The following is a 23,712-nucleotide window of genomic DNA, read 5'->3' on the forward strand; positions in this document are numbered from 1 at the left end:
CCGCCGCAATCGGCCCATCCACGAACCGGGATCAAAGAATGTGGCCGAGATCCCCGAGGGTGCGCAGCGTGCGGTTGTGGAAGACGTCGTCTTGCTCGAGCACCGTGATGCTGCCCGGAGCGGCGCGATAGGCCACATGCGCGCACGCGCTGATCGGAAGTCGCTGCCAGGCCGCAACGACCCAGCTGAGCGAACCGCCGTGGGTGACGACAATGCGATGTTCCTCGCTGTCGGAAGTGATTCGATCCATAGCCCGGTAGACGCGAGAGACCCACTCGAGCTTGGTTTCCGCGCCTTCGATTCCCTCGTCGTGATCCAGGCGTTCTCCGGCGGGAGGTGGAGGGACGAAATAGGTGTCAAGCCACGCCTGCGGGCGCCCACCCGCAACGCCGTAGGACTTCTCGCGTAGGTCCGGAAGAAGGACGGGTTCGACGTCGAAAACATCTGAGAGGGGGCGGGCGGTCTCGGTCGCACGGGCGAGGTCCGACGTGTAGAGAACCGGAACCGAACCGGTAGGAATGAGTTCCCGCAGTCGTGCAGCGATCGCGCGCGCATGGATCACTCCGCGAGGGGTGAGTGCGGAGTCGTACCAGCCGCCGACGAGACCGTCGACGTGATGGGTCGCTTCGGGGTGCGTGACGACGTAGATGCGCTCGCTCATCGGGCGGACCGGTTCCCGAGAAACGTCGCTGCACTCGGAGGCAATGGCTCGTCTGATCTCCGGTAGAGCTCGGCAGGCCTCCCCGCGCCTTCGCGACTGAATTCGCAGGTTGCGTGGAGACCATGCGACAGGTAGCGACGGAAGGTGTCTTTCGGGAATCTGCGGCCGTAGATCACTTCGTAGAGGCGACGCAGATCGTCGATGGCGAGGCCGACGACCTCGGAGTGGTCGAACGCGAGCTCGCTCGTGTTGTGCACAGGCACCAGCTGGGCTCCGGTGGGGAAGCGCTCGAATGGCGCGGCTGCGCTGTGGGCCATCGACAGAACCCAGCCGCGGTCGTCGCGCTCGGGGTCGTCGAGCATCGCCATCTGATGGAACTCCACGCTGTCGAGCCCCGCCTTGTGGTGGAGCGCACGACGTGCGGCGTCGGCGAGACGCTCGCCGGGATGCAGGAACGTCCCGGGCAACGCGCGTCCCCGTGGGTGGTCGACCACCAGCACTTTCACGGTCTCGTCGACGACGGTCAATACAGCCACGTCGACAGCGACCGAGGGGCGCGGATAGTCGGTGAGGGGCCTGCTCGGTGACCCCGGATTCTTGCTCACGTTGTCATTGAATCAAACATGCGCTAACTGCATTAGCGCAATATTGAGCAAAGGGGGAAATGTGGAACTGGGCGCGCAGCAGAAGGATCGAGTCGCCGGAGTGCTCGTGGCCACTGCTGCGGGCGATGCGCTCGGTGCTGGATACGAATTCACCCACCCGCGACCGGATGCAGCGATCGACATGATCGGTGGAGGCCCGGGCCCGTTCGTGCCGGGGGAGTGGACCGACGACACATCGATGACACTCGCGATCGCCGAGGTGTCCGCCTCGGGAGTGCCGATCGCAGGCGGCGACACGGACACCACCGCGGCAATCGCCGGCGGGCTGCTCGGGGCTCGCTGGGGCGCGTCGTCGGTGCCGGAACGGTGGAAGCAGATGCTGCACGGTTGGCCCGGATACCGCGTCGGCGGTCTCATCGAGCTTGCGCAGAAGACAGCGGCGAACGCGGTCGATTAGGAATTCCGGTCAGGAAGGCGCCTGGTCGTCGGGTTCGACCTGCTCGGTCTTCTCGCGGTCGGTGGGACTCCCCGGGACGCCCTCCTCGTCTCGTTCCTTCTTGACGTTCTCTTCCATGTCGTCGATGAGCTGAGAAAGGTTGTCGCCGGTCAGATCGTTTTCGTGTGCACGTCGATGGGGATCGGACATGGTCTTCCTTTCGTCGTGCGGATCTTCTCTTCCGGCGGTACCCGACTCGGCGGGCCGGGAAACCCGACTCACATGTCACATGCGAGTCGGTGCTCTCCCATCGAGGAACTGCGCAGCGAGCGATGTCGGCATCGGTTCGTGCCGCAGATATCCACGCGCGAAGTCGGCGGTGCCCTGGGTGATCGCGCGCAGGTCGATCGGGTAGCGCCCTAGTTCGAGCTCCGGCACCTCCGCGCGCAGCAGTGCGACGCCGGGGCCGGGAGATTCGGTACCCAGTACCCGGCCCCGGCGCGCCGACAGGTCGCTCAACACCGACCCGAGATGTTCCTCGGGCACGGTCACCCGCACCGCGGCGACAGGCTCGAGCAGCCGGGTCTCACCGTGGGAAGCAGCGTCGCGGAGCGCCAGGCCCGCGGCTGCCTGGAACGCGGCGTCCGACGAATCCACTGAGTGGGCCTTGCCGTCGACGAGCGTGACCCGGACATCCACCATCGGATTACCCGTCGCTACACCTTTGGCGGCCTGTGCCCGCACACCCTTCTCCACCGACGGGATGAATTGCCGCGGAACCGCGCCTCCGACGACACGTTCCTCGAACACGACCCCGCTGCCCACCGGGAGCGGTTCGATCTCGAGGTCGCACACCGCATACTGACCGTGTCCTCCCGACTGCTTCACCAGACGACCGTGCCCCGAGGACGGGGCCGCGAACGTCTCCCGGAGCGGAACACGATGCTCGACGAGATCGACCTGCACGCCGTGTCTGTTGCGGAGCCGGTCGACGACCAACTCGGCGTGTGCCTCACCGGTGCACCACAACACCACCTGATTGGTATCGGGATTCTGCTCCACACGCACCGCCGGATCCTCGGCCGTCAACCGAGACAGGGCCTGCGACAGTTTGTCGTCGTCGGTGCGTGAATGCGCTTCGATCGCGAGGGGTAACAGCGGCTCGGGAATCGGCCACATCGCCAGGTCTGCGGGGTGATCGGAGTCGTGGAGCGTATCGCCGGGGCGCGCGGTCGCGAGCTTGCCCACGCACACGAGGTCACCGGCCACTGCCTCGCCGACAGGTCGCTGCTGCTTACCGAACGGATTGGTCAGTGCCGGGATCCGTTCGGCGGAGCGCTCACTGCCTGTGAGTGTTGCTGTCGTGTCCGGTCTCAACGTGCCGGCGTAGACCCGCGCCAGGCTGATCCGGCCCACATACGAATCCCCGGTCACACGCACGATCTGAGCGACGAGCGGTGCGTCGGGATCGCACAGCGGAGCGCTCCGCAGGCGGTGGGTGGGGGCGGGGAATCCCGTGACGATCAATTCGAGCAGTTCGACCGCACCGACACCGCTTTCCGTGGCGGGTATTGCGGGGTGTAGAGCGCACGAGAGTATTTCGCGGGTGAGGCCGTCCTGCAGGGACTCCGGATCGAGTTCTTCGCCGGAGACGAACCGTTCCATGAGTGCGTCGTCCTGACCGGAGATCGCCTCGACCAAGCTCTCGCGCGCGGACTCGGAGACCGGGCACGGGCCGGGCTCACCGTAACTGCGGCCGGTCAGCAGGCCCATCGACCCGATCGGGCGATCCCCGTCGAACACCGGATAGAACAGTGCGCGCACGGTGTCGGGTCCGAGCCCGAAGGCATCGTGGCACTGCTCGAGTAGTTCATCGTAGCTGTGCCGCGCGATGTCGAGCTTGGTCACGACGATTGCGCGCGGAATCTTCTCCTCGTCGCACTCGCGCCACAACGCGCGCGTCGCCGCGGTGATGGAGTCGGTGGCAGAGACGACGAAGATCGCTGCGTCGGCCGCGTGCAGCCCGGCGCGGAGTTCGGCGTCGAAGTCGGGGTGGCCGGGCGTGTCGATCAGGTTGATCTTGATGCCCTTCCATTCGAGGGGCAATACTGCCAGCTGTACCGAGCGTCGGTGTTGCTGTTCGATCTCCTCGTAATCGGACACAGTGGTGCCGTCGACCACCCGCCCCGCACGACCGATCGCGCCCGATGCGAAGGCCAGCGATTCTGCGAGGGTCGTCTTTCCCGTGGCGCTGCACCCGACCAGCGCGACGTTGCGAATGGCGTCCGGCGTTTCCGCGACGGGTGTCTGCCGGGTGCGTGATGCGGTGCGATCGGACATCGACCTGCTCCTCGTGTCGCTTCCGCTCAGTTTAGGCAGCCGCACCCGCTCTGCGGTCGTCTTTGGAACGTCCAAGATCGTGGACGGCCGCAAGACACCGCGCGATGTCGGAGTCGCAACGGCTCGGTCTCGAGACTCTCGCGGTGCTAACGGGTGGGACGGTCAGGCCGACCACACCTGTGTCGGGGTACCCATCTTTCGGATCGTCGAAGGAGGCACCCACCATGCGAGCACCCTCACGCATCCTCTCCGCACTGTTCGGGGCGACACTGGTCGTCGCCGTGGCCGGCATCGCAGGCGCAGAACCGTCGGAGACGGATACAGCACCCAGCGTTACCACGACGACCAGCGCGCCGGCGTCCCCCACTACCTCGGTGGCGGACGACACCGGCGAGCCGGAACCTGCGTCTTCTGTGATCACGCCGACCACCGCGACGACTCCGACCACACCGTCACCGGATGTCGGGATCGAGATGGGCACGGTCGCGATCCGCGCGGCGACACTGTCGGACGATGAGCCGATCGCGGGCGTGTCCGTCGCTGTCGCCCGTTGTGAAACGGGAGGAATCGTCGGTACATCGGCGACGGGTCCTGATGGGATGACGAGTATTTCGGCTTCACTCGGTTGTTACAGCGTGTCGCTGGCGGGATTCCCCGACGGCTACGACCCCGTGTCGACCGGGCCGTGGCAGATCGACCTCACTGCACCGGGTCAGGTCCAGAACGTGGGGTTCGTCTTCACTCGCTGGACGCCGCCCGGTGAGGGCACGATCGCGGTCCATGCTCGCCATGTCGATGCGGGGAATCCGGTTCCGGGCGTGACCTCGTCGGTTCGTTCCTGCGTCGACGACGTCCTCTACGGGTATCTGACCACGGATATCGACGGTGATGCGTCGGCGCAGTTCCCGCTGGGTTGCTTCGTTGTGCAGGCGACCGCGATTCCGGCCGGTACGGCACTCGTGTACGGCGGGCCGTTCACTGCGGAGCTCGACGCCCCCGGTGTGGTCCGCTCGGCGGTATTCACGCTGAACTTCTCGGTGCCACCGGACCCCCCGGTACCCACTGCTCACGGACGAATCATCAAGCTGGACAGTATCTCCGGTGCTCCTCTGGAAGGAGCGGTCTTCGTAGTCGGCCCGTGTCGGTCGGAGTGGAACCATCGGGAGGTCACCGGGCCGGATGGTCAGATCCCGCTCTCGCTCGTGCCCGGGTGTCATGTAGCGAAGGAGATCATCGCTCCGGACGGGTACATCGGTGACACCGGGCCGATCACGTTCCAGGCAACGGAGGGCGAGTACTTCACTGTCGAGGCACTGAACATGCCTGAGCAGCCGGGGCCCGTATTCCGTGACCCCGAGGTGCGTGTCCCGGTGCAGTCGATCCCGGCCGGGCCGGTCGAGAGGGGCTGAAATGCGCTCGCGCACAGCCATAGCAACGCTGGCGGGGACGGTTCTGGTCCTCGCCGGCGGCTGCGCCGACGACGCGGGGAGTTCGGGCCCTGCTGTTCGGTCGACGCAGCAGGAGCCGGGTAAACACGACATGCCGCCCCCGGTGGTGGTCATTGCCGACGGTCCGGCCGCTCCCGTCACGTTGACGATCGGTGACGCGTCGGCGCCGACCGACCCGGTCGCGACCGATGCCGCCGGCGTGCTGCTCCCGCCGCAGGATGTGTCGCGACTGGGGTGGTGGGCGGACTCGTCGTTTCCCGGATCCGAGGCCGGCTCGATCGTGGTGACCGGGCACATCGACGACGTCGCGCAGGGCGACGGTTTCGCGACGCGGTTCGCCGACCTTGCGGAGGGCGATGAGGTGGTCCTGTCTCTCAACGACGGATCGGCGCGGCAATACCGTGTCGACCGGTTACTGAGCGTCGGTAAGGACGGTGACCTCCCCCTCGACGAACTGAATCGGCTCGACGGGCCCGAAACCCTCGTCCTCGTCACGTGCGGGGGAGAATTCGTCGGACCGCCGTTGGGGTACGCGAACAACGACTTCGTCTTCGCTACGCCGGTGGCGTAGGTACTCGGCGTCCGACCATCCGAACGCGAGTGCTGAACCGGCCGCCGGAAAGCCCGTCTGCCTCATCGTCGCCTCTGCCTGGGTCGACCAGGTGATCTCGGCTCGAAAACATACCCGCAAGGATAGTTATTCCACGGAGAAACAACGTATTTCACGAATGAGAATTGCATTATTGACATTCGAGTATGTGAGTTGCACCATATGTGAGTCGATCGCAGATCGGATGCGCTCGATGTGGTGGGGGCTACGGGGCAGAGGGGTTGAAACGGCAGTATTTCCGAGTAAGTGCGTGGCGGGTGGCATCGACTCTTCTCTGTCAATGGTCCACTCTCCCTGAGATTTTCCGGGCGCGGTGATAGCCCGAATCATCAGCACGGCCGGCGACGGCCCGGATGAAGGACTCGAACTTGAAATTGCACAAGGTGGTTGTGGCGTTCGCAGCTCTGGCTGTGCTGGCAACCGGATGTGGTGGCAGAGATGGAGCGGAGGAGATCGACTCCGGCTCAGGACAGTCGGACTCGGTCGCGACAGCGAACTTCGGCGACCTGACCGAGATATGCGGTCCGGGCGACGCCTCCACTGCCTCCGCACAAGGCGTGACGGCCGATTCGATCGAGGTGGGGGTGTTCTCCGACATCGGGTTCACCAAGAACTCCGAGTTCGTCGACACCGCGAAGGTCTTCACATCGTGGTGTAACGAAGCCGGAGGGATCAACGGTCGTGAGCTTGTGGCAAACACGCGCGACTCGAAACTCATGGAGCCGCGCCAGCGGATGATCGAGGCATGCCGCGACGACTTCGCCCTGGTGGGAGGTGGTGCTGCACTCGACGGGCTCGGCGTAGAAACGCGGCTCGAGTGCCTGCTGCCTAGCTTCCCGGCCCAGGCCGTGCAGGAGAAATCTGCCGGCGCCGACCTCGAGGTTTCCGCATCGCCGTCGAAGATTCCCGGTTACGACAACTATGCCGGGATCCGCACCTGGTTGATGGACGAGGCGTACCCGGAGTCCAAGGGCGCCATCGGCATGCTGAACGGCGACGCTGCCGTATCCAAGCTGATCGGCGACATCAACCGTGAAACGCTCATCGACCTCGGTGCCACCATCGTCTACGACGAGCTGTTCCCGCTGTCGGGCGTGACCGACTGGACGCCCTACGCTCAGGCCATCAAGTCCAGCGGTGTCCGCGGCCTCGTCTTCCTCGGCACGTTCGATTCGCTTTCGAAGCTCGAAGAATCTCTCACCAATATGGATTACGAACTCGATTGGATCGACGCCAACAACAACGCGTACAACGACCAGTTCATCCAATTGCTGGGCAGATCTGCGGATTACCAGAACAACGTCGTCGACCTCAGCGGTGTCGCTCCGCTCGAGAGTGATGAGCCCGCGGTGGAGGAACTGAAGGCTCTGTTCGACGAGTACGCGCCGGGTGCGCAGATCACCCTCCCCGCGATGCGCGCGTGGTCGTCGTGGCTGCTCTTCGCAAAGGCCGCCACGGCGTGTGGCGACGAACTGACACGAACGTGCGTTTACGAGACGGCACGGGAAGAAACGGCGTGGACCGGTGGCGGACTCCACGTCGCCAACGATCTGGCAGAACCGCTTCCGCCGCAGCCTTGCTTCAACGTCGAGCGCGCGACGTCCGAGGGTTGGGAGCCGGCGGACTTCGGTGCCGACAACGGCCTCTACCGATGCGACATCCCGGCGCGTGAGCTCTCCGAAAGCACCTCGAGCGCACCGATGACCCTCGCCGATGTCGGCAAGAGCATGAACGACCTCGAATGATGGACCAGTTCCTCGCTTTCGGGATCGTCGGACTGTCGACGGCTGCTATCTACGCAGTCATCAGCAGCGGGTTGGTGGTCACCTACGCCACCACCGGTGTCTTCAACTTCGCGCACGGCGCGACCGGAATGATGGCAGCGTTCGCCTACTGGCAACTCAGTGTCGGGTGGGGATGGCCCGTATGGCTTGCGCTGCCCGTCATTCTGGTGGTGCTGGCCCCGCTGTTCGGGATACTCGTCGAACTGCTGATGCGGCCCGTTCAGGGGCTCGGTGATGCCGAGAAACTCGTGATGACGATCGCGCTGCTGAGCGGGTTGATCGCGCTTGCCCGGTGGATCTGGGATCCGATGGAGCCGCGTTCGCTGCCCAGCTTCTTCGCCGACCGGACGCCGTTCCACATCGGTTCGGCGACGGTCAGCTGGCACCAAGCAATGACGATGGTCATTGCCATCGCGGTGGCGCTCGCACTTCGCGTCCTGCTGTTCAACACTCGCACGGGCGTCGAGATGCGGGCCACCGTCGACGACCGTGCGCTTGTCGGTCTCACCGGAGCAAATCCGGTGCGGGCCAACAGGGTTGCCTGGGTGGCAGGCACGGTCCTTGCCGCTCTCGGCGGGGTGCTGATCGCCTCTATGGTCTCGCTCGATGCAATGCAGCTGTCGCTGTTGATCGTCAGTGCGTACGCGGCGGCCATCTTCGGCAGATTGACGAGCCTGCCGATGACATTTGTCGGTGCGATCGTCGTCGGGTGCATGGAGGCCTATCTCGCCGGCTACCTGCCGCAGAACGAATATCTGCCGGGTCTTCGACTCGCGGCGCCGGCGATCCTGCTGTTGATCGCCCTGCTCATCTTCCCGCATCGGAAACTGCGCGGACGTGAACGCAATCTCACCCAGGTGCCGGTACCCACCGTGCGAGGCACGTTCGTATTCGCCGCCGTCATCGTCGTCTTCGGTCTCATGCTGGCGACGGTGCTCGGTGAGGGAGACCTGATCACCTACGGCCAGATCTTCGCGTTCGGTGTGATCGCGTTGTCGATGGTGCCGCTCATCGGCTACGCCGGACAGATCTCGCTGGCCCAACTGGGAATCGCAGGAATCGGTGCCGTCGTGTGCGCCAACTTCGGTGCAGACGGTCAATGGTGGGCCATACCCCTCGCGATGCTCATCGCGGGTGCGATCGGTGCGCTCGTGGCTCTGCCCGCACTTCGGCTGTCCGGGGTGTATCTGGCCTTGGGAACCGGTGCCATCGCGGTGGTACTCGATCGGTGGATCTTCCCCATGGCGTCGCTCGAGATCTTCGGGCGAGAGTTCGCCTTCTTCAACATGGGATCGGCAAACCTGGCCGGGCCCAGCCTGTTCGGATTCCACCTGGACAGCACAGCCGAACTGACGGTGTTCGCGGCCGTATGCCTGGCGCTGGTGACCGCCTTCGTCGCGGCCATTCGACGGGGCCAGCTGGGACGTCGTCTGATTGCGTTGCGCGACAGTGAAACCGCGTATGCAACATTCGGCGGAAGCCTGCTGCTCATGAAGACCCTCGTGTTCGCAATCTCGGCTGCGATCGCCGGTCTCGGCGGGGCGCTGTACGGGATGCAACTGCGAGCGGTGGCACCCGAACAGTTCAACTTCGTCGCGGGTCTCGGCATCTTCCTTATCGCGGTGGTCGGTGGCCTCGGCGTGGTCGGCAACGGCCTGTTCACCGGCTCGATGATTGCCGGCCCGATGAACGCGCTGGTCGCGCTGATCCCGGCGACACAGAACTTCGTGCAGACCCTCCCGGCACTGGCCGGACTCGCATACGGATCAGGTTCGGTCGACGACGGAATCGTGCCCTCCCTGAGAGAACGCTTCGACAGTGCACTGCGCAACCCGATTGCGATGGGCTCGCTCGCTGTGGCGGTCCTCGCGCTGTGGATGCTGCGGATCGCCGACCTGATCAATGGCTATGTGCTCGTCCTCGGAATCGTGATCGCAGCAGCGGCCGCATTCGGATGGGGGGTGAGGCGAGTTCCCGAGACGGATTCGGAGTCGGAGTCGGAGATCCCCGTCGAGTGGTGGGGACTGCAACGCCCGTGGGACGAGAAGGACGAGGAGGTGCTCGATCGTGCCATCGCAACTCGAGGTTGAGAACGTCACCGTGGCATTCGGGGGACGCAGAGCCCTCGACGGTGTCGACCTTCGGGCCGAACCGGGACGCGTCACCGGACTGATCGGTCCCAACGGGGCGGGAAAGAGCACACTGTTCGACGTGATCTCCGGGCTGCGCAAGCCGGTGAACGGCAGTGTTGCCCTCGACGGCCGGGAGATCACCAAGCTCGGACCGGCCCGTCGCGCGCGGCTCGGGATGTCCCGCACTTTCCAACGGCTCGAACTGTTCGGGCGTCTCAGCGTCCGCGACAATCTGCTCGTCGCAGCGGAGATGGGTCCCGACCGCAAGGTGGCGTCCGCGGTGGTCGACGGACTCCTCGATCGCCTCGATCTGCGTGCGATTGCCGACACGACCGCGGATGCGCTGTCGACCGGCATGGGACGCCTCGTCGAGGTGGGGCGGGCCCTCGCAGCACGTCCCAGCATCCTTCTACTGGACGAACCCGCGGCCGGCCAGGACCGGGAGGAGACCGAACGGTTCTCTGCGCTGCTGCGTACGGTCGCCGACGACGGAGTGGCGGTGCTCCTCGTCGAACACGATATGGAACTGGTGATGGAGGTGTGCGACACGGTCCACGTGCTCGACCTCGGGAAGATCCTCAGTGTCGGCACACCCGACGAGGTCCGCAGCGACGAGCGTGTCATCACCGCGTACTTGGGAGCGACATGAACCCCATTCTGGAACTTCGCGATGTCTCGGCCGCCTACGGGAAGATCACGGTGCTACGCGGCGTGAACGTGAGCGTGATGCCCGGGCAGATCGTGGCGTTGCTCGGCCCCAACGGTGCCGGAAAGACGACGACGCTGCGCGTGGCGTGTGGTGCGCATCCTGTCAGCTCGGGCCAACTGCTACTCGGTGGCCGCGACATGACAGGCGTCTCGCCGCGCGATCTCGCCCGAATCGGCGTGTGCCTCATTCCCGAGGGGCGCGGGGTCTTTCCCAACCTGACGGTCCGCGAGAACCTCGTGATGATGACGTTCACGGGCCGCTCGATCGAGGAGATCGAGGAGGTCGCCTACACGCGGTTCCCGATACTCGGAAAGCGCGTGTCGCAGACAGCGGGAACGATGTCCGGCGGCGAACAGCAGATGCTCGCGCTGGCACGGGGACTGGCCACCGATCCGGCCGTGCTCATGCTCGACGAATTGTCGATGGGATTGGCACCTCGGATCGTGGCCGAACTGTACGAGCACGTCGCCGAAGCCGCGCGGCAGGGGGTCGCGGTATTGGTGGTGGAACAGTTTGCCACGGCGGTGTTGCATACCGCCGACCACGCCGCGGTGCTCGTCCGCGGCGAGATCGAGATCGAAGGCCCACCGGACGAACTCGGCGACGAGCTCGCGTCCCTCTACTTAGGAAGTGCATGATGACCGCGACGGAAACACGAGCCGACAAGTTCGCACGCGAGCTGACCGAACTGAAGATCCCGGATCCCGCCGTCGGTCGATCCGGGCTCTGGTTGAGACTCGGTGTCGCGTTGATGGTTCTCGGACCGGTGTTGGCGATTGTGGCATACCTGATGTCGCACAACACCTCCGACGCGCTCGTCCAGCGCGACGCCATCATCATCGCGCTGCTGGGTATCGCGGTGGGCGTCGTGGGATCGGCTGTGTTCCTCCGTTATTCGATCACAGGATTCCTGAGATTCTGGCTGGCTCGTCAGTCGTACGAATTCGCGCGACTCGGTGATCGGCTTCCCGCGGATCCCACCGCACCCTGACCCAACCGCACCACCCACGTGGACGAGGGTCCACCATTCGAAAGGAATACCCAGTGCGCACACTTTCCATCCGCCGGGCACTGGCGGTTGCCGGAATCGCCGCAGTTGCCCTCGCTGGAGTAGTCGGTTGCAGTAGTGATGATTCGTCGGACGCCACCGACGACACCACCGCGACCACCGTTGCCACCGCGACGACCGAAGCAGAGGACACGACGGAGGCCGAGACGACGGAGGCGGCCGGTGGCGCTGCCGACGCAGAGACGACGCAGGCCGTCACCGATGCCTGGGTCACGTTCTTCAACGGGACGACCCCGCCGGAGACCCGCGCCGGCCTCGTCGAGAACGGTGACGCGTTCCTCCCCGCCCTGGAAGGGATGGTTGCAGATCCGCAGGCCACCGCGACCACCGCGACGGTCGAAGGTGTCACGAGCGCGGGGGACGACGCGGCGGTGGTCTCCTGGACCCTGTTGATGAACGATGCGCCCGTTCTTCCCGACCAGTCCGGTGAGGCGCTGCTCGAGGACGGCCAGTGGAAGGTGTCCGCGGTGACGTTCTGCACCCTGCTCGCCATCCAGGGCGACGGAAGCGCAGTGCCCGGCTGCTGACGTGCCACGTCGGAACGGCCGAATGCCACCGTCATGCACTCGAGTGCATGACGGTGGCATTCGATCGTAGTGGACCTCAGTAGACGTCGCGCACGTACCGCTTCTCGCGCTTGAGCGCAGTGATGTACTCGGCGGCCTGCTCTGCACTCATGCCGCCGTGTTCGGCAACGACTTCGTGGAGCGCGAGGTCGACATCCTTCGCCATCCTCGACGCGTCGCCGCAGATGTAGAAATGGCCGCCTGCCTCGAGCCACGCGAACAGTTCGGCGCCGTGCTCCTTCATCCGGGTCTGGACGTAGATCTTCTGGGCCTGGTCCCGGGAGAAGGCCAGGTCGAGGCGGGTGAGCAGTCCGGACTCGACGAAGTCGGCGAGCTCGTCCTCGTAGATGTAGTCGCAGCTGCGCTTCTGGTCGCCGAACAGCAGCCAGTTCTTTCCGGTCGCACCGCGGGCGCGGCGTTCCTGGAGGAAACCGCGGAATGGCGCGATACCGGTACCCGGTCCGACCATGATCATCGGCGCGGTGTCGTCGGACGGGACTCGGAACGACTTGTTCTTCGTCACGAAGATCCCGACCGGGTTCTCGCCGACACGGTCGGCGAGAAAGGTCGAGCACACGCCGCGCCGTTCACGTTCGTCGGTGCCGTAACGCACGGCCGCGACCGTCAGGTGCACGGACCTCTCGGCGCTGTTGGGGCTCGACGAGATCGAATAGGCCCGATGCTGCAGGGGCTTGAGGACCGAGAGGAGCTCTTCCGGTGAGAACGCCGGCGCAGGTTCGAGCGCCAGGACATCGAGAATATCTCGGCCCCAGAGCCATTCGTCGAGGGCTGCCTTGTCGCCGTGGCGCAGCACATAGGTGAGTTCCTCGTTGCCCGTGCGCTCTTCCACTGCCTCGAGCAGGTCGACGTTCGGCGCGGTGATCTCGTACCGATAGGTCAGAAGGTGCTCGAGTGTCTCGTCGTGACCGTCGGGGACGGTCTCGCCGTCGAGCTCGAGCACACTGAGCAACGACCCTACGAGCCCGGTGTCGTTGACCGGAACCACGTTCAGTGCGTCGCCGGCCTCGTATTCGATACCCGAGTCTGCCAGTGCGAACTCGAAATGCCGGATCTCCTTTGCCGAGTCCTCGCCCGAAAGCAACCGATTGGCGGTGAGGGTGGCGGGGAACGGGTTCTTCCGCGTCCACTGCGACTTCGCCCGTGCCGGTACGGCCTCTGAGGGAGGGGCAGCGACACCCTCGCCGTTGATGCCTTCGACGGCTGCGACCAGGGGCAGGGTCTCGGCGATCCATGCTGTGGCAACGTCCTCGAATTCGACGTCGCAGTCGACCCGCGGCACGATGCGCGTGGCTCCGAGTTGTTCGAGGCGCATGTCGATCAGCTTGCCGGCCTGGCAGAACCCGTCGTAGCCGGTGTCCCCGAGAGCGAGCACCGCGAAGTCCATTCCGTCGAGACGCGGTGCGGATTCGGCCGACAGCGCATCCCAGAACAATTCGGCGTTGTCGGGCATCTCGCCCTCACCGTAGGTGGACGTGACGATCAGGACCCGGCCGAGTGACGCGAAGGCCGCGGAATCGATGTCGTCGAGTGCAGAGACCGCAGGAGCGAACCCGTGCGTGCGTGCCGCTGCGGCGGCATCCTCGGCGACCGATTCGGCATTACCCGTCTGCGATCCGTACAGGATGTGCAGCGCTGGGGCCGAGCCGGTGGTCCCGACAGCGCTGGCGGGACCACCGGAGAACAGGCGGGTCTGCATGCCCGCGAGGAAGCCGGCCAGCCACGAGCGCTGGTCGGTGGTGAAGGGTGCGTCGGCGGGAATGAATGGCGCGGTCATGCGGGAACTCCCAGGGTCGGGGCGACGAGGCCGGGCACCGCGTGGCGGGCGAACAGTTCCTCGTAGCCGGGCAGATCACCGGCGATGTCGAGATTCTTGCGGCTCTGCCACAGGATCCACCCGTAGGTGCCGGGCGCATCCACCGAGCGAACGTTGCGTAGTGCGAGCGCCTGCTTGTAGTCGGTGAGCCGCTTGTCGGCGACGAGCGCCGCCAGCTGGGCGTCGGTATGGCCCGAGATCGCCTCGAGCGCATAGCGTTCGAGCTTGTTGATGAGGAAGAAGTCTTCGGTGAGCAGCAGGTTGCGCGCTGCCTTCTGGACCGCGGGGTCCTCTGTTCCGGTCGAGCCCGGCACCTTCTGCAACGCCATCTCCTGCGCGGCGGCGAGCACCGTGTAGTTGTTGAGCAGCGCGTACATCGCCTCGGTGTCGGTGCCGTTCGGAGTGACGCCGCCGGCGACTGGCGTCCCCGATCGGTAGTTCGCCTTGAACTTGCGCACTTGATGGGCGACAAGTGCTGCTGCGACCTCGCTCGCGAGTTCCTTGCGGGTCGAGGCGGCGAGGATCTCATCGAAGTCCTGGTACTGCAGCAGCGCGCGCGGCATGCCGTACGCGAAGTGATGCTGCTCGACCTGCCAGTGGTCGATCAGGAACCTGGCCCTCTCGGATCCGGTGGCCTCGACGTGCAGGTGCAGCAGCCGCAGCACGGTCGCGTTGTGGATCGTGGCCTGCAGGTCGTCGCCGGTGATCGAGCCGAGCACGATCGAATCGGCACTGGCCTTGTCATCGAGCAGGCCTTCGGGGTCGTACTGGTAGACGAACCCGCCCGACATGCCATTGCCGACGCCCTTGCCGAACCCGCCGATGTTGAGCACCGCGCCATTCGTCATGTACTCGCACGCGAAGTCGCCGACACCTTCGACGACGGCAGTCGCACCGGAGTTGCGGACGGCGAACCGGTCGCCTGCCTCGCCATGAACGAACAGGCGGCCGCCGGTGGCTCCGAACAGTGCGAAATTGCCGATCAGCACGTTGCCGCCGCGGCCGTTCGCGCCGCCGCCGGGGGAGGTGACGACGATCTGCCCGCCGCATTGGCCCTTGCCGACACCGTCGTTGGCAGTGCCGGTGTGGCGGAGCACCATGCCGTCGTTGCAGAACGCCCCGAACGACAGACCGGCCGAGCCGGTGGTGGTGATGGTGACGGTGCCGTCGCGCAGCCAGCGGCGTCCACGCTCGTCGGTGAGCGCGGACGGTATGTGGCCGAGCTGCTCGTGGTTGAGCATGCGCTCGATGTCGACAGCGAGCTGCGCGCCGACGCTCTTGTTGTTGTTCGTCAGGCGCACGCCCTCGCCGAGGAGAACGGCGAGCTCGTTCTTGTTGTCGAGGGCGCCGCGGAGCCGGCTGATCCACTCGTCGTCGAGGGAGTAGTCCTTCTCCAAGTACACCGGATCGTCGATGTGGACCTCGGGGACCACCGCGAGCATCGCCCTCAGATCCAGTTCACCGACGCTCGACGGATGGTCGAGCAGGTGCAGCAGGTCGGACCGGCCACGCGCGTCGCGGAGCGACTGCAAGCCCAAGCGCGCAAGCAACTCGCGGGTCTCGTGCGCGATATTGAGCAGGTACTGCGCCATCGCCCGCGGATCGCCGTTGAACATCTCGGGGTTGGTTGTCAGGCCGGCGGGGCACTTGACGTTGCAGTTCTTCGCCATGACACAGCCGAGCATCATCAGCGCGGTCGTTCCGAACTCGAAGCTGTCGCCGCCGAGCAATGCGGAGACGATGACATCGGATGCCGTCTGATGGGCACCGGAGCACCGCAGGATCACCTTGTCGCGCAATCCGTTCGCGCACAGTGCCTGGTGGACCTCGGCGACACCGATCTCCGCGGACCGGCCGGCGTACTTGAGCGAGGTGACCGACGCTGCGCCCGTGCCGCCGGTGTTACCTGCGACGTTGATGACGTCGGCGCCGGCTTTCGCGACGCCGACGGCGATCGTGCCGATGCCCTCCGACGAGACGAGCTTGACGATCACCCGCACGCGGGCTGCCTTCGCGTCGTGGATGAGCTGCGCGAGATCCTCGATCGAGTACGTGTCGTGGTGCGGGGGCGGGGAGACGAGCTCGACACCGGGAGTCGCGCCGCGTGCAGCGGCGATCTCGACCGTGACCTTCTTCGCGGGGAGCTGGCCGCCCTCGCCGGGCTTGGCGCCCTGTGCGATCTTGATCTCGATCTCCTCGAGCATCGGATCGGCCAGGTACCCCGCCCACACCCCGAAGCGACCCGACGCGAACTGCTTGATCCGCGAGCCGCGGATGGTGCCGTAGCGGGAGATGTGCTCGCCGCCCTCACCACAGTTCGACATGCCGCCGACCATGTTGGTGCCGTGCGCGACGGCCTCGTGGGCGTTGGAGTTGAGCGCGCCGTGACTCATCGCACCCGACGCGAGGGTGCGGGTGATCTCGTGGGCCGGCTGGATCCGGTCGAGACGCAGGCTCTGCGGCGCCTGCCGGATCTGTCCGAGGTAGTCGGCAGCCTGCCCCAGTGCCTGCACGGTGAGGGTGTCGCCGTAGCAGCGGTAGTCGACGATCGAGTCGCCGAACCGTGCAACGAGTGACTGCGCGAGCGCCTCGGGACGGGTGTGATCGTCGGCCAGCGGACCGGTCAGACGCAGCACGTACTCGTTGTCGCCGACGCGGGACGCGGAAAGCCCACGCACCAGCATGGAGTTGTTCCCGTACCGGGCGAACCGTCCCATTTCGCGCTGGAAGTCGTCAGCAGCCGTGATGTAAGTGATGTCGGCGGGCAACGCGAGTACGTCGCGCAGGGCGGCCGGGCGGTGCGTGCGCTCGTCGGCGATCGTGCGCACGAAGGCGCGGTAGCCGGGGGTGATGTCGAACGCGTCGATTTCATCCGGGGTGAGCGCGCGGAACCCGCCGTAGCGGTAGGCGGCGTCGTCGAGGCCGTGCGCATCGGACAGACGGTGCAGCGGAAGCAGGCGCAGCGCGTCGGTCAGATCGGCCTCGCCTGCCTGCTCGACCGGCAGCGTGACCGCTTCCTCGGTCATGTCGACGAACCCGCGCACTGCGGTGGTGCCGAACGAGTGGCCGGCACCGTCGGCGCGTTCCTTGAACAGGCCGAGCAACGGTACGTCGGTCTCGCCCCGCACGCTCAGGGCGTGCTTGTGCCAGTCGGCGACTGCCTGCGCGATGGTGGCGAATCCGACACCGCCGACCGGGGTGTCGACGTTCGGGAACCAGCGGCTCAGCACCTCGTCGTCGGTGTCGAGATAGCTCGGTTCGAAGAACTCGCCGCCGATGTAGGACTCGACGGTGCACAGACCCACGCGACCCATCGTCTTCATGAGCGACTTCTCGGCGGCCTTGCGGAACTTCAGGAACGCTGCGTCGGCGTCGTCACTGAACTTCTCCTCGGCGCGCATCTGCACCGTCAGGGGGTAGACGGAGGCGGCACCGAAGCCGAGGGTCGCGGCGATGTGGTGCGACGAGAACAGCTGACCGGATTCGACGATCACGGACACCCGAAGACGCACACCGTCGTCGATGAGTCGCTGGTTCACGGCCGCGACCGTGAGGATCATCGGCAGCGGCGCACGGTCGGCCGACACGTGACGGTCGGTCAGGACCGCGATACCGCCTGTGGTGCGCGCGAACTCGGTGATTCGGTCGGCGACACCGTCGATGGCGGCGGCGAGTGCTGCAGAATTGGCCTCGGTGTCGTCGAACACGGGGGAGTACAGCATCTCGAAACGCTGCACCGGCGTCTCGGACTGCTCGCGGATCCGGAGCATATCGAGGTGGGTGAGGATCGGGGTGGGCACCACGAGCTGGGCAGCAGACGGCGCACCGCTACCGGGACGTGCGCCGAGCGCGACCCGCAGCGTCATGCCGTCCGCTTCGCGAATGGAGTCGAGCGACGGGTTGGTGACCTGGGCGAATCGCTGGGAGAAGTACTTGGCGACACCACCCTCCTGATCGGAGAGCGCATTGATCGCGTTTCCGTAGCCCATCGCCGAGATCCGCTCCTGACCGGACGCGAGCATAGGGTCGAGCATGAACCGGAACGATTCCTGGTTGAGCGAGTACGACACGTAGCGTTGGTGGCGCTCGAGGTTGCCGTTGTAGCGCAGCGGCGAACCGGCCTTCTCGGCCGGGACCGGGGGCAGCGCATCGAGGTTACGGCGGGCCTCGTCGACCAGCGTCGCGTAATCATGCTGGGCCGCAAGGATCTCGACTGCCTCGTCGGTTCCGTACGACCTGCCGGTGCGGTGGTCGAAGTACAGCATTCCGCCGGCTTCGATGCGACCGCGGCGGATCACTGCTTCGGGTGCGAAGTCGAACTGGCCGGCCTCGGAGGTGACGGCGAGATACTCGTCGGTCTCCACGGTCCGCAAGGGACGCAGGCCGAGTCGGTCGAGGCGTGCGCCCACCACGGTCCCGTTGCCGAAGATCAGGGCTGCGGGGCCATCGTTCTTCTCCTCGTAGAGCGAGAAGTACTCGAGCATTGCGCGTACCTGCGGCGACACGGTCGTATCGTTCTCCCACGCGGGCGGCACCATCTGCACGACAGCGGTGACAAGATCCAGGTCGCCGGATGCGATGCGTGCCGCAAGCGTCTGGTCGAAGCGGCAACTGTCGGACTGCCCGGGCGGGCGGATGATGTCGCGTCCGGCGGCTCGCGCCTGGGCACCCTCGAACAGGCGGTTCTTCCGGTCGGTGTTGAGCTCACCGTTGTGGGCCATCAGCCGGAACGGCTGAGCCATCGTCGGATGCGGGTCGGTGTTGGTGGAGAAGCGGGTGTGGAAGAACAGGGTGTGCACCTCGTGCCGCGGGTCGACGAGGTCGCGGAAGTAGGGGATGACCTCGTGAGAGTTCAAGCGACCCTTGAGAACCTGGGTGCGTGCACTGAGCGACAGAGGGTAGAGCCCGGCGAGGGCGGGTTCGGTGTAAGCGCGGGCCTCCACCGTGAGTAGCACGTCGTGCAGGAGCCGGTCGAATTCGTCTGCTGACGTGCAGTTCTCGGGACGGCCGAAGATCCACTGACGGATCGGAAGCTGACGCGCCACGGCGGCCGGGCGGAGCACTGAGTCGTCGACGGGGACCTCACGGATGCCGACCACCTCGATTCCGGCCCCGGCAAGTGCGTCGGTGACCAGAGCCTCCGCGTTGTCGTGTGAGGACCCATCGATAGGCATGAAGAAGTTTCCGACACCGAATTCCTGTGCACGCAAGGCTTTTCCGGTGAGCGCGGAGAAGAAGCTGACGGACAGGTCGACGTTGACGCCGGCGCCGTCGCCCACACCCTCGGCAGACATGCCGCCGCGGTGAGGAACCACGCACAGGGCTTCGTGCCCGCGGGTGAGGACCTCGTGCGTCTGCACACCGTCCTTGCGGGTGATGAACCCGACTCCGCAGCTGCTCTTGTCGAGCGAGCTGTCGTGCAACCCGGTGTCGGCGTGATGCGTCAACGGACAATCCTCCTCGGCGATTCGAAGTCGACCGACGGTGGCAGCGGGCGCTTGTGTGCAGAGGTGTTGCACAGAGGGCGCGGAAGAGAGACCGGTGCCGACGACGGTGATCAAAGATAAGAAACAGACGTCTTTGTCCGAATGCGCCGAGCGTTGCGACGGTGGAGCGCGCGAGCAGCGTTGTCGATTGTAGCGCACAGGTTACGGCTGTGGGTCCGCGTCGTACGTCACAGGCAGGGTGGCCGACTCGCGAGTGCCGCAGGTCACAGCAGGGTCGGATACGCTGCGATCGTCGGCCGATCCGTACGTACAGGTAGCGAAGAAGAGCAGGGGTGTTGCAGATGAGTGAAGTTCTCGACCGCACCAGGATCTACATCGGTGGGCAGTGGGTCGATTCCGACGGCGACGGCAGCATCGAGGTCGTCGATCCCGCCACCGAACAGGTCATCGCGACTGTTGCGGAGGGTGTCGTCTCCGACGTCGATCGTGCGGTGGCCGCGGCCCGCGAGGCCTTCCCGGCGTGGTCGGCCCTGAGTGGTGCGGAACGCGCCGCTTATCTGGGGAAGATCTCGTCGCTCGCCAACTCGCGTGTCGACGAACTCACCGCGACCGTCTCGCAGGACATGGGTATGCCGCTGAGCCTGGCGAAGCCGGTACAGATAGGTATGCCGCTGAAGAACATCGCCGCATACGCGGCACTGGCCGGCACCTACGATTTCGACGACCAGGAGATCGGCAACGCCCTCGTGGTGCGCGAGCCGATCGGTGTCGTGGGGGCGATCACCCCGTGGAACTACCCGCTGCATCAGGTGGTCCTCAAGGTGTTCGCGGCACTTGCGGCCGGATGCACGGTGGTCCTCAAGCCCACCGAAGTGGCGCCGCTGATCACCTACGCGCTCGTCGACATCGTCGACGAAGCGGGTCTGCCGCCGGGAGTTCTCAACGTCGTCAGCGGCTACGGCCCCATCGTGGGTGAGGCCATCGCCGCGCATCCCGACGTCGACATGGTGTCGTTCACCGGGTCGACACGTGCGGGCAAGCGTGTCGCCGTGGTTGCCGCGGAGACGGTGAAGAAGGTGGCGCTCGAACTCGGCGGTAAGTCGGCGAACCTCATTCTCGACGACGCCGATCTCGCTGCTGCCGTCACCGAGGGCGTCGGCAAGTGCTTCCTCAACTCCGGCCAGACCTGCACGGCACTGACCCGCATGCTCGTGCCCGCGGAACGACTTCCCGAGGCCGCCTCCATCGCTGCCGAGGTGGCGAAGGCCTACACAGTCGGGCTCCCGTCCGAGCCGGGTTCGAAGCTCGGTCCGCTAGTGAGCGGAACGCAACAGAAGCGGGTGGTCTCCTATATCGAGAAGGGTGTCGCCGAAGGCGCCGAACTGACGCTCGACGGACGCGAGCACGGTTTCACCACGGGATACTTCGTCGGCCCCACAGTGTTCAGCAATGTCACCGAGGACATGACGATTGCCCGGGAAGAGATCTTCGGACCCGTCCTGTCGATCATCGGCTACCAGGACGAGGACGACGCCGTGCGCATCGCCAACAACAGCGAGTACGGCCTGTCGGGTGGCGTGTGGTCGGGAGACCCCGCGCGCGCGGAGGCAGTCGCGCGCCGCATCCGCACCGGGCAGGTGTTCGTCAACGGCGGTGCATTCAACACCGACGCACCGTTCGGTGGTTACAAGCAGTCGGGTATCGGGCGTGAGGCCGGTGTGTTCGGACTCGAGGAATTCCTGGAGATCAAGACGATCCTGCGCTGAGTTGGCACTGCGTGCCGTGCGCCGCGACACGCCACTTCGACGGTGTGTGACGTCCGACACTTTTCGGACGATAGTCGAAGTAGGCGATGAATCGCGGCCCACGGCACAACGGCACAGGAAGAAGCGCGGCTATGTATTGGTCGGCGAATGCGGGTGACGGTGGCCCCGGCGGGGTCGGACTCGGTGGTGGTCCGGGCGGGGGGCCACCACCCGGTGGTCGCGCCGAGCACTTGCGCAGCATCCTCGAAGCCAAGCTTCCGGATCTCGCCCCCTGCGCGAGACTTCTGGCCGGCAGGCATGACGTGGATACCGCACTGCTGGATCGTGCGGTCGCTCGCGCCGCGGCGACCTGGCGTGAGCCTGTAGGGCCGGAGCTGGGCGCCTATGTTCTGTACTGGTTCGGGTATCTGCTGCAGATGCAGCGGCCTCGGCTCGGCCCTCCGCATCCGGATCTCGGCGTCGACGACACCGTGCTCTTCGGGGCTCTGTCGCCGCTCGAACAGGTCACGATCGTGCTGAGTGCGTACGACGGCCTGCCCTCGTCCCGGGTCGCGGCATTGGCCGGACGGGCGCTGGCCGAGTTCGAACTGGACGAGTCGGCTCGCGCCGTCGTCGGATAGGAGCGCCTCCGGTTCGTAGCGATGGACCTCGTAGCGACGGACGAAGCCCCCGCACCGATGGTGCGGGGGCTTCGTCGAAGCGGGGCGGTCAGGACCGGCGCGTACGTCCCAGACGCAGCAGGGTCATGGCCAGGGTCTTACCGTCGTTACCGAGTTCGGCGAACCGGTCGAGCACGCCCATCTCGTTGGCCTGTGCTTCGCGGGTCTCACCCGATTCTCTCGCTGCGGCGCCGATCTGCTGGGACAATTCGGAGCGCCGCTTGACCGCCTCGAGGATATGAGCATCGAGGTCGCGGATCTGGTCGAAGAGGCTACCCAGGTCCGTGTCGTTGGCCGACGATGCTGCTTCGGCGCGCTCGATGCCAGGCGAATCAAGCTGGATGGTCATGCAGATTCCTCCGGTCTCGTCTGAATCGTCACAGATTGTGTCGCGTTCACCGGCGAGGGTGTTACTCATCCGTACACGAAAATTCTCGGACGCTGCAGCCATGACCGATCCGACCCCCCATAAACCCGGTGTGAACAGGATATATACCCCACCTGACCGGTGAGTATGGTAATCGTCACACTGGCGTGTGCCAAGGCTTTGTGCTGGGCGTCCGATGGGGCGCTCGGTGGTGGGGGTCGGGTGCGGTAGCGTCGGGCCGCAACCGGCATTCACCGGAGGCGTCGGGGCCTCCGGTGCTCCGGAAGGGAGTACCTATGCAACGGCCGATTCTTCGGAAGGGGCAGGGCCCGGAAGAACGTCAGGGGCATGCGGATGGCCTGGTGCGTCCGGTGGAGTGGGGACGTCCGAGATGGAATATGAGAGCCGCGCTCTCGATCGTCCTGGCCGCCGTGGTCAGTGTCGTCGCGTTCGTCGGCGGATTCTCGTCCGACGACCCCGGCTTCGGGCCGGAATCCCGCTTCTTCTTGATCCTCTCCGTGCTGATGTTGCTCACTGCGGCGTTCGGATGTGTGTTCTGGTGGCCGCGTCGCGGTAGGCCGGGTGTGCGGACCCTTCGTCGGGGTGGTCTCGGCGCGGCCACCGAGGTCCGTTCACGGCTGTCGGTCTTCGTTGCTCTCGTCGCGATGGTGGGCTGCGCGGCAGCGCTCGCGGTGGGGGCCGCCGTCGAGGTGTTCCTGTTCAACAACGGCATCCCTTGGGTGAGCCTCGTTCTGGCGCTGCTGGGTGTGCCGTGTGTGGCGTTCGTCGTCGAAGTCGCGCTCGGTCGCCTGGCGGTGGGGGCGCTCGTGCTCAGTCCCGACGGAATCCGGCAGCGAGGATGGTCGTTCGAGTCGTACCTGCCGTGGATGTCGGTCGCCGGGGTTCGGGCCCTGGATTACGGCTACCCGGAGACGTGGGTCGAGGGGACGACGACTGCGGCCTGGGCGCGTCGCCGCACGAGTACGGTGTTCCGGCTGGATCGGTTCCCGGAGGCGCCGCGGATAGAGATCGACTCGCGGCGTTACGCGCTCGACCCGGTGCTGCTGCACAGGATCCTCGAGTTCTATACCTGCAACCCTTCGGCGCGGAGCGAACTCGGCACTCCGCGTGCGGTCGAGAGGTTCCGGCGAGCGGACCTCGGCGTTGCGGGCTGACCCGGTCGCTCGGAAGTTGGATTCTCTGATTGTGAGAGTGGCACTTCCCTAACGTTCCGGGTGAGAGTAGATTGTTTTCTGGAATCTGCGGCACTGAGTGCCGT

Annotated in this window: 19 protein-coding genes; 12 read left to right on the forward strand and 7 right to left on the reverse strand. The window is 65.8% G+C overall.

Annotated features, from left to right (window positions below; translation table 11 throughout):
- Positions 1-31 precede the first annotated feature (31 nt).
- On the reverse strand, positions 32-661 hold the full coding sequence (locus tag Q7514_RS25135) for a histidine phosphatase family protein (protein ID WP_330135980.1): 630 nt from the start codon (positions 659-661) through the stop codon (positions 32-34).
- Complete coding sequence (locus tag Q7514_RS25140; RefSeq protein ID WP_330135981.1) at positions 658-1,266, reverse strand: NrtR DNA-binding winged helix domain-containing protein; 609 nt, start codon at positions 1,264-1,266, stop codon at positions 658-660. The genes Q7514_RS25135 and Q7514_RS25140 overlap by 4 nt, the downstream gene beginning before the upstream one ends.
- A gap of 61 nt (positions 1,267-1,327) precedes the next feature.
- On the opposite strand from Q7514_RS25140, the gene Q7514_RS25145 reads away from it, so the two are divergent.
- A complete protein-coding gene (locus tag Q7514_RS25145) occupies positions 1,328-1,723 on the forward strand; it encodes an ADP-ribosylglycohydrolase family protein (RefSeq protein WP_330135982.1) in 396 nt (131 codons plus the stop codon).
- A gap of 9 nt (positions 1,724-1,732) precedes the next feature.
- On the opposite strand, the gene Q7514_RS25150 is transcribed toward Q7514_RS25145, so the two are convergent.
- Both Q7514_RS25150 and Q7514_RS25155 read right to left on the reverse strand, forming a co-directional pair.
- Entirely contained in the window at positions 1,733-1,912 is a 180-nt protein-coding gene (locus Q7514_RS25150; RefSeq protein WP_330135983.1) for a hypothetical protein, read from the reverse strand.
- Positions 1,913-1,987: 75 nt separating this feature from the next.
- Complete coding sequence (locus Q7514_RS25155) at positions 1,988-4,042, reverse strand: elongation factor G-like protein EF-G2 (protein WP_330135984.1); 2,055 nt, start codon at positions 4,040-4,042, stop codon at positions 1,988-1,990.
- Between the two features lie 224 nt (positions 4,043-4,266).
- On the opposite strand from Q7514_RS25155, the gene Q7514_RS25160 reads away from it, so the two are divergent.
- The 8 genes from Q7514_RS25160 (at position 4,267) to Q7514_RS25195 (ending at position 12,321) form a co-directional block, all read left to right on the forward strand.
- Complete coding sequence (locus Q7514_RS25160) at positions 4,267-5,451, forward strand: MSCRAMM family protein (RefSeq protein ID WP_330135985.1); 1,185 nt, start codon at positions 4,267-4,269, stop codon at positions 5,449-5,451.
- 1 nt (position 5,452) lies between these two features.
- Positions 5,453-6,061: a class F sortase gene (locus tag Q7514_RS25165; protein ID WP_330135986.1), complete on the forward strand. Its 609-nt coding sequence runs from the start codon at positions 5,453-5,455 to the stop codon at positions 6,059-6,061.
- Between the two features lie 392 nt (positions 6,062-6,453).
- Complete coding sequence (locus tag Q7514_RS25170) at positions 6,454-7,845, forward strand: ABC transporter substrate-binding protein (protein ID WP_330135987.1); 1,392 nt, start codon at positions 6,454-6,456, stop codon at positions 7,843-7,845.
- The gene (locus tag Q7514_RS25175; RefSeq protein WP_408016184.1) at positions 7,845-9,974 is read left to right on the forward strand and encodes a branched-chain amino acid ABC transporter permease; all 2,130 of its coding nucleotides are present in this window, start codon (positions 7,845-7,847) and stop codon (positions 9,972-9,974) included. The genes Q7514_RS25170 and Q7514_RS25175 overlap by 1 nt, the downstream gene beginning before the upstream one ends.
- Entirely contained in the window at positions 9,952-10,665 is a 714-nt protein-coding gene (locus Q7514_RS25180) for an ABC transporter ATP-binding protein (protein WP_330135989.1), read from the forward strand. The genes Q7514_RS25175 and Q7514_RS25180 overlap by 23 nt, the downstream gene beginning before the upstream one ends.
- Entirely contained in the window at positions 10,662-11,363 is a 702-nt protein-coding gene (locus Q7514_RS25185) for an ABC transporter ATP-binding protein (protein WP_330135990.1), read from the forward strand. The genes Q7514_RS25180 and Q7514_RS25185 overlap by 4 nt, the downstream gene beginning before the upstream one ends.
- Entirely contained in the window at positions 11,360-11,716 is a 357-nt protein-coding gene (locus Q7514_RS25190; RefSeq protein WP_330135991.1) for a hypothetical protein, read from the forward strand. Before Q7514_RS25185 ends, Q7514_RS25190 begins: the two co-directional genes overlap by 4 nt.
- A 53-nt stretch (positions 11,717-11,769) precedes the next feature.
- Positions 11,770-12,321, forward strand: coding sequence for a hypothetical protein (locus Q7514_RS25195; protein WP_330135992.1), 552 nt, complete (start codon positions 11,770-11,772; stop codon positions 12,319-12,321).
- A gap of 76 nt (positions 12,322-12,397) precedes the next feature.
- On the opposite strand, the gene Q7514_RS25200 is transcribed toward Q7514_RS25195, so the two are convergent.
- Together Q7514_RS25200 and Q7514_RS25205 are read right to left on the reverse strand one after the other, a co-directional pair.
- A complete protein-coding gene (locus Q7514_RS25200; RefSeq protein WP_330135993.1) occupies positions 12,398-14,155 on the reverse strand; it encodes a sulfite reductase subunit alpha in 1,758 nt (585 codons plus the stop codon).
- Entirely contained in the window at positions 14,152-19,641 is a 5,490-nt protein-coding gene (locus Q7514_RS25205; protein ID WP_330135994.1) for a glutamate synthase-related protein, read from the reverse strand. The genes Q7514_RS25200 and Q7514_RS25205 overlap by 4 nt, the downstream gene beginning before the upstream one ends.
- Positions 19,642-19,982: 341 nt before the next feature.
- Between Q7514_RS25205 and Q7514_RS25210 the strand changes: the two genes are divergently transcribed.
- Together Q7514_RS25210 and Q7514_RS25215 are read left to right on the forward strand one after the other, a co-directional pair.
- On the forward strand, positions 19,983-21,407 hold the full coding sequence (locus Q7514_RS25210; RefSeq protein ID WP_330135995.1) for an aldehyde dehydrogenase family protein: 1,425 nt from the start codon (positions 19,983-19,985) through the stop codon (positions 21,405-21,407).
- Between the two features lie 131 nt (positions 21,408-21,538).
- Complete coding sequence (locus Q7514_RS25215; RefSeq protein ID WP_330135996.1) at positions 21,539-22,027, forward strand: hypothetical protein; 489 nt, start codon at positions 21,539-21,541, stop codon at positions 22,025-22,027.
- Between the two features lie 88 nt (positions 22,028-22,115).
- On the opposite strand, the gene Q7514_RS25220 is transcribed toward Q7514_RS25215, so the two are convergent.
- Positions 22,116-22,415, reverse strand: coding sequence for a chorismate mutase (locus tag Q7514_RS25220; protein WP_330135997.1), 300 nt, complete (start codon positions 22,413-22,415; stop codon positions 22,116-22,118).
- Between the two features lie 314 nt (positions 22,416-22,729).
- On the opposite strand from Q7514_RS25220, the gene Q7514_RS25225 reads away from it, so the two are divergent.
- Positions 22,730-23,608, forward strand: coding sequence for a hypothetical protein (locus tag Q7514_RS25225; protein ID WP_330135998.1), 879 nt, complete (start codon positions 22,730-22,732; stop codon positions 23,606-23,608).
- Positions 23,609-23,712 lie beyond the last annotated feature (104 nt).

The organism is Rhodococcus artemisiae, from assembly GCF_036327795.1.
Lineage (GTDB): Bacteria > Actinomycetota > Actinomycetes > Mycobacteriales > Mycobacteriaceae > Rhodococcus > Rhodococcus artemisiae.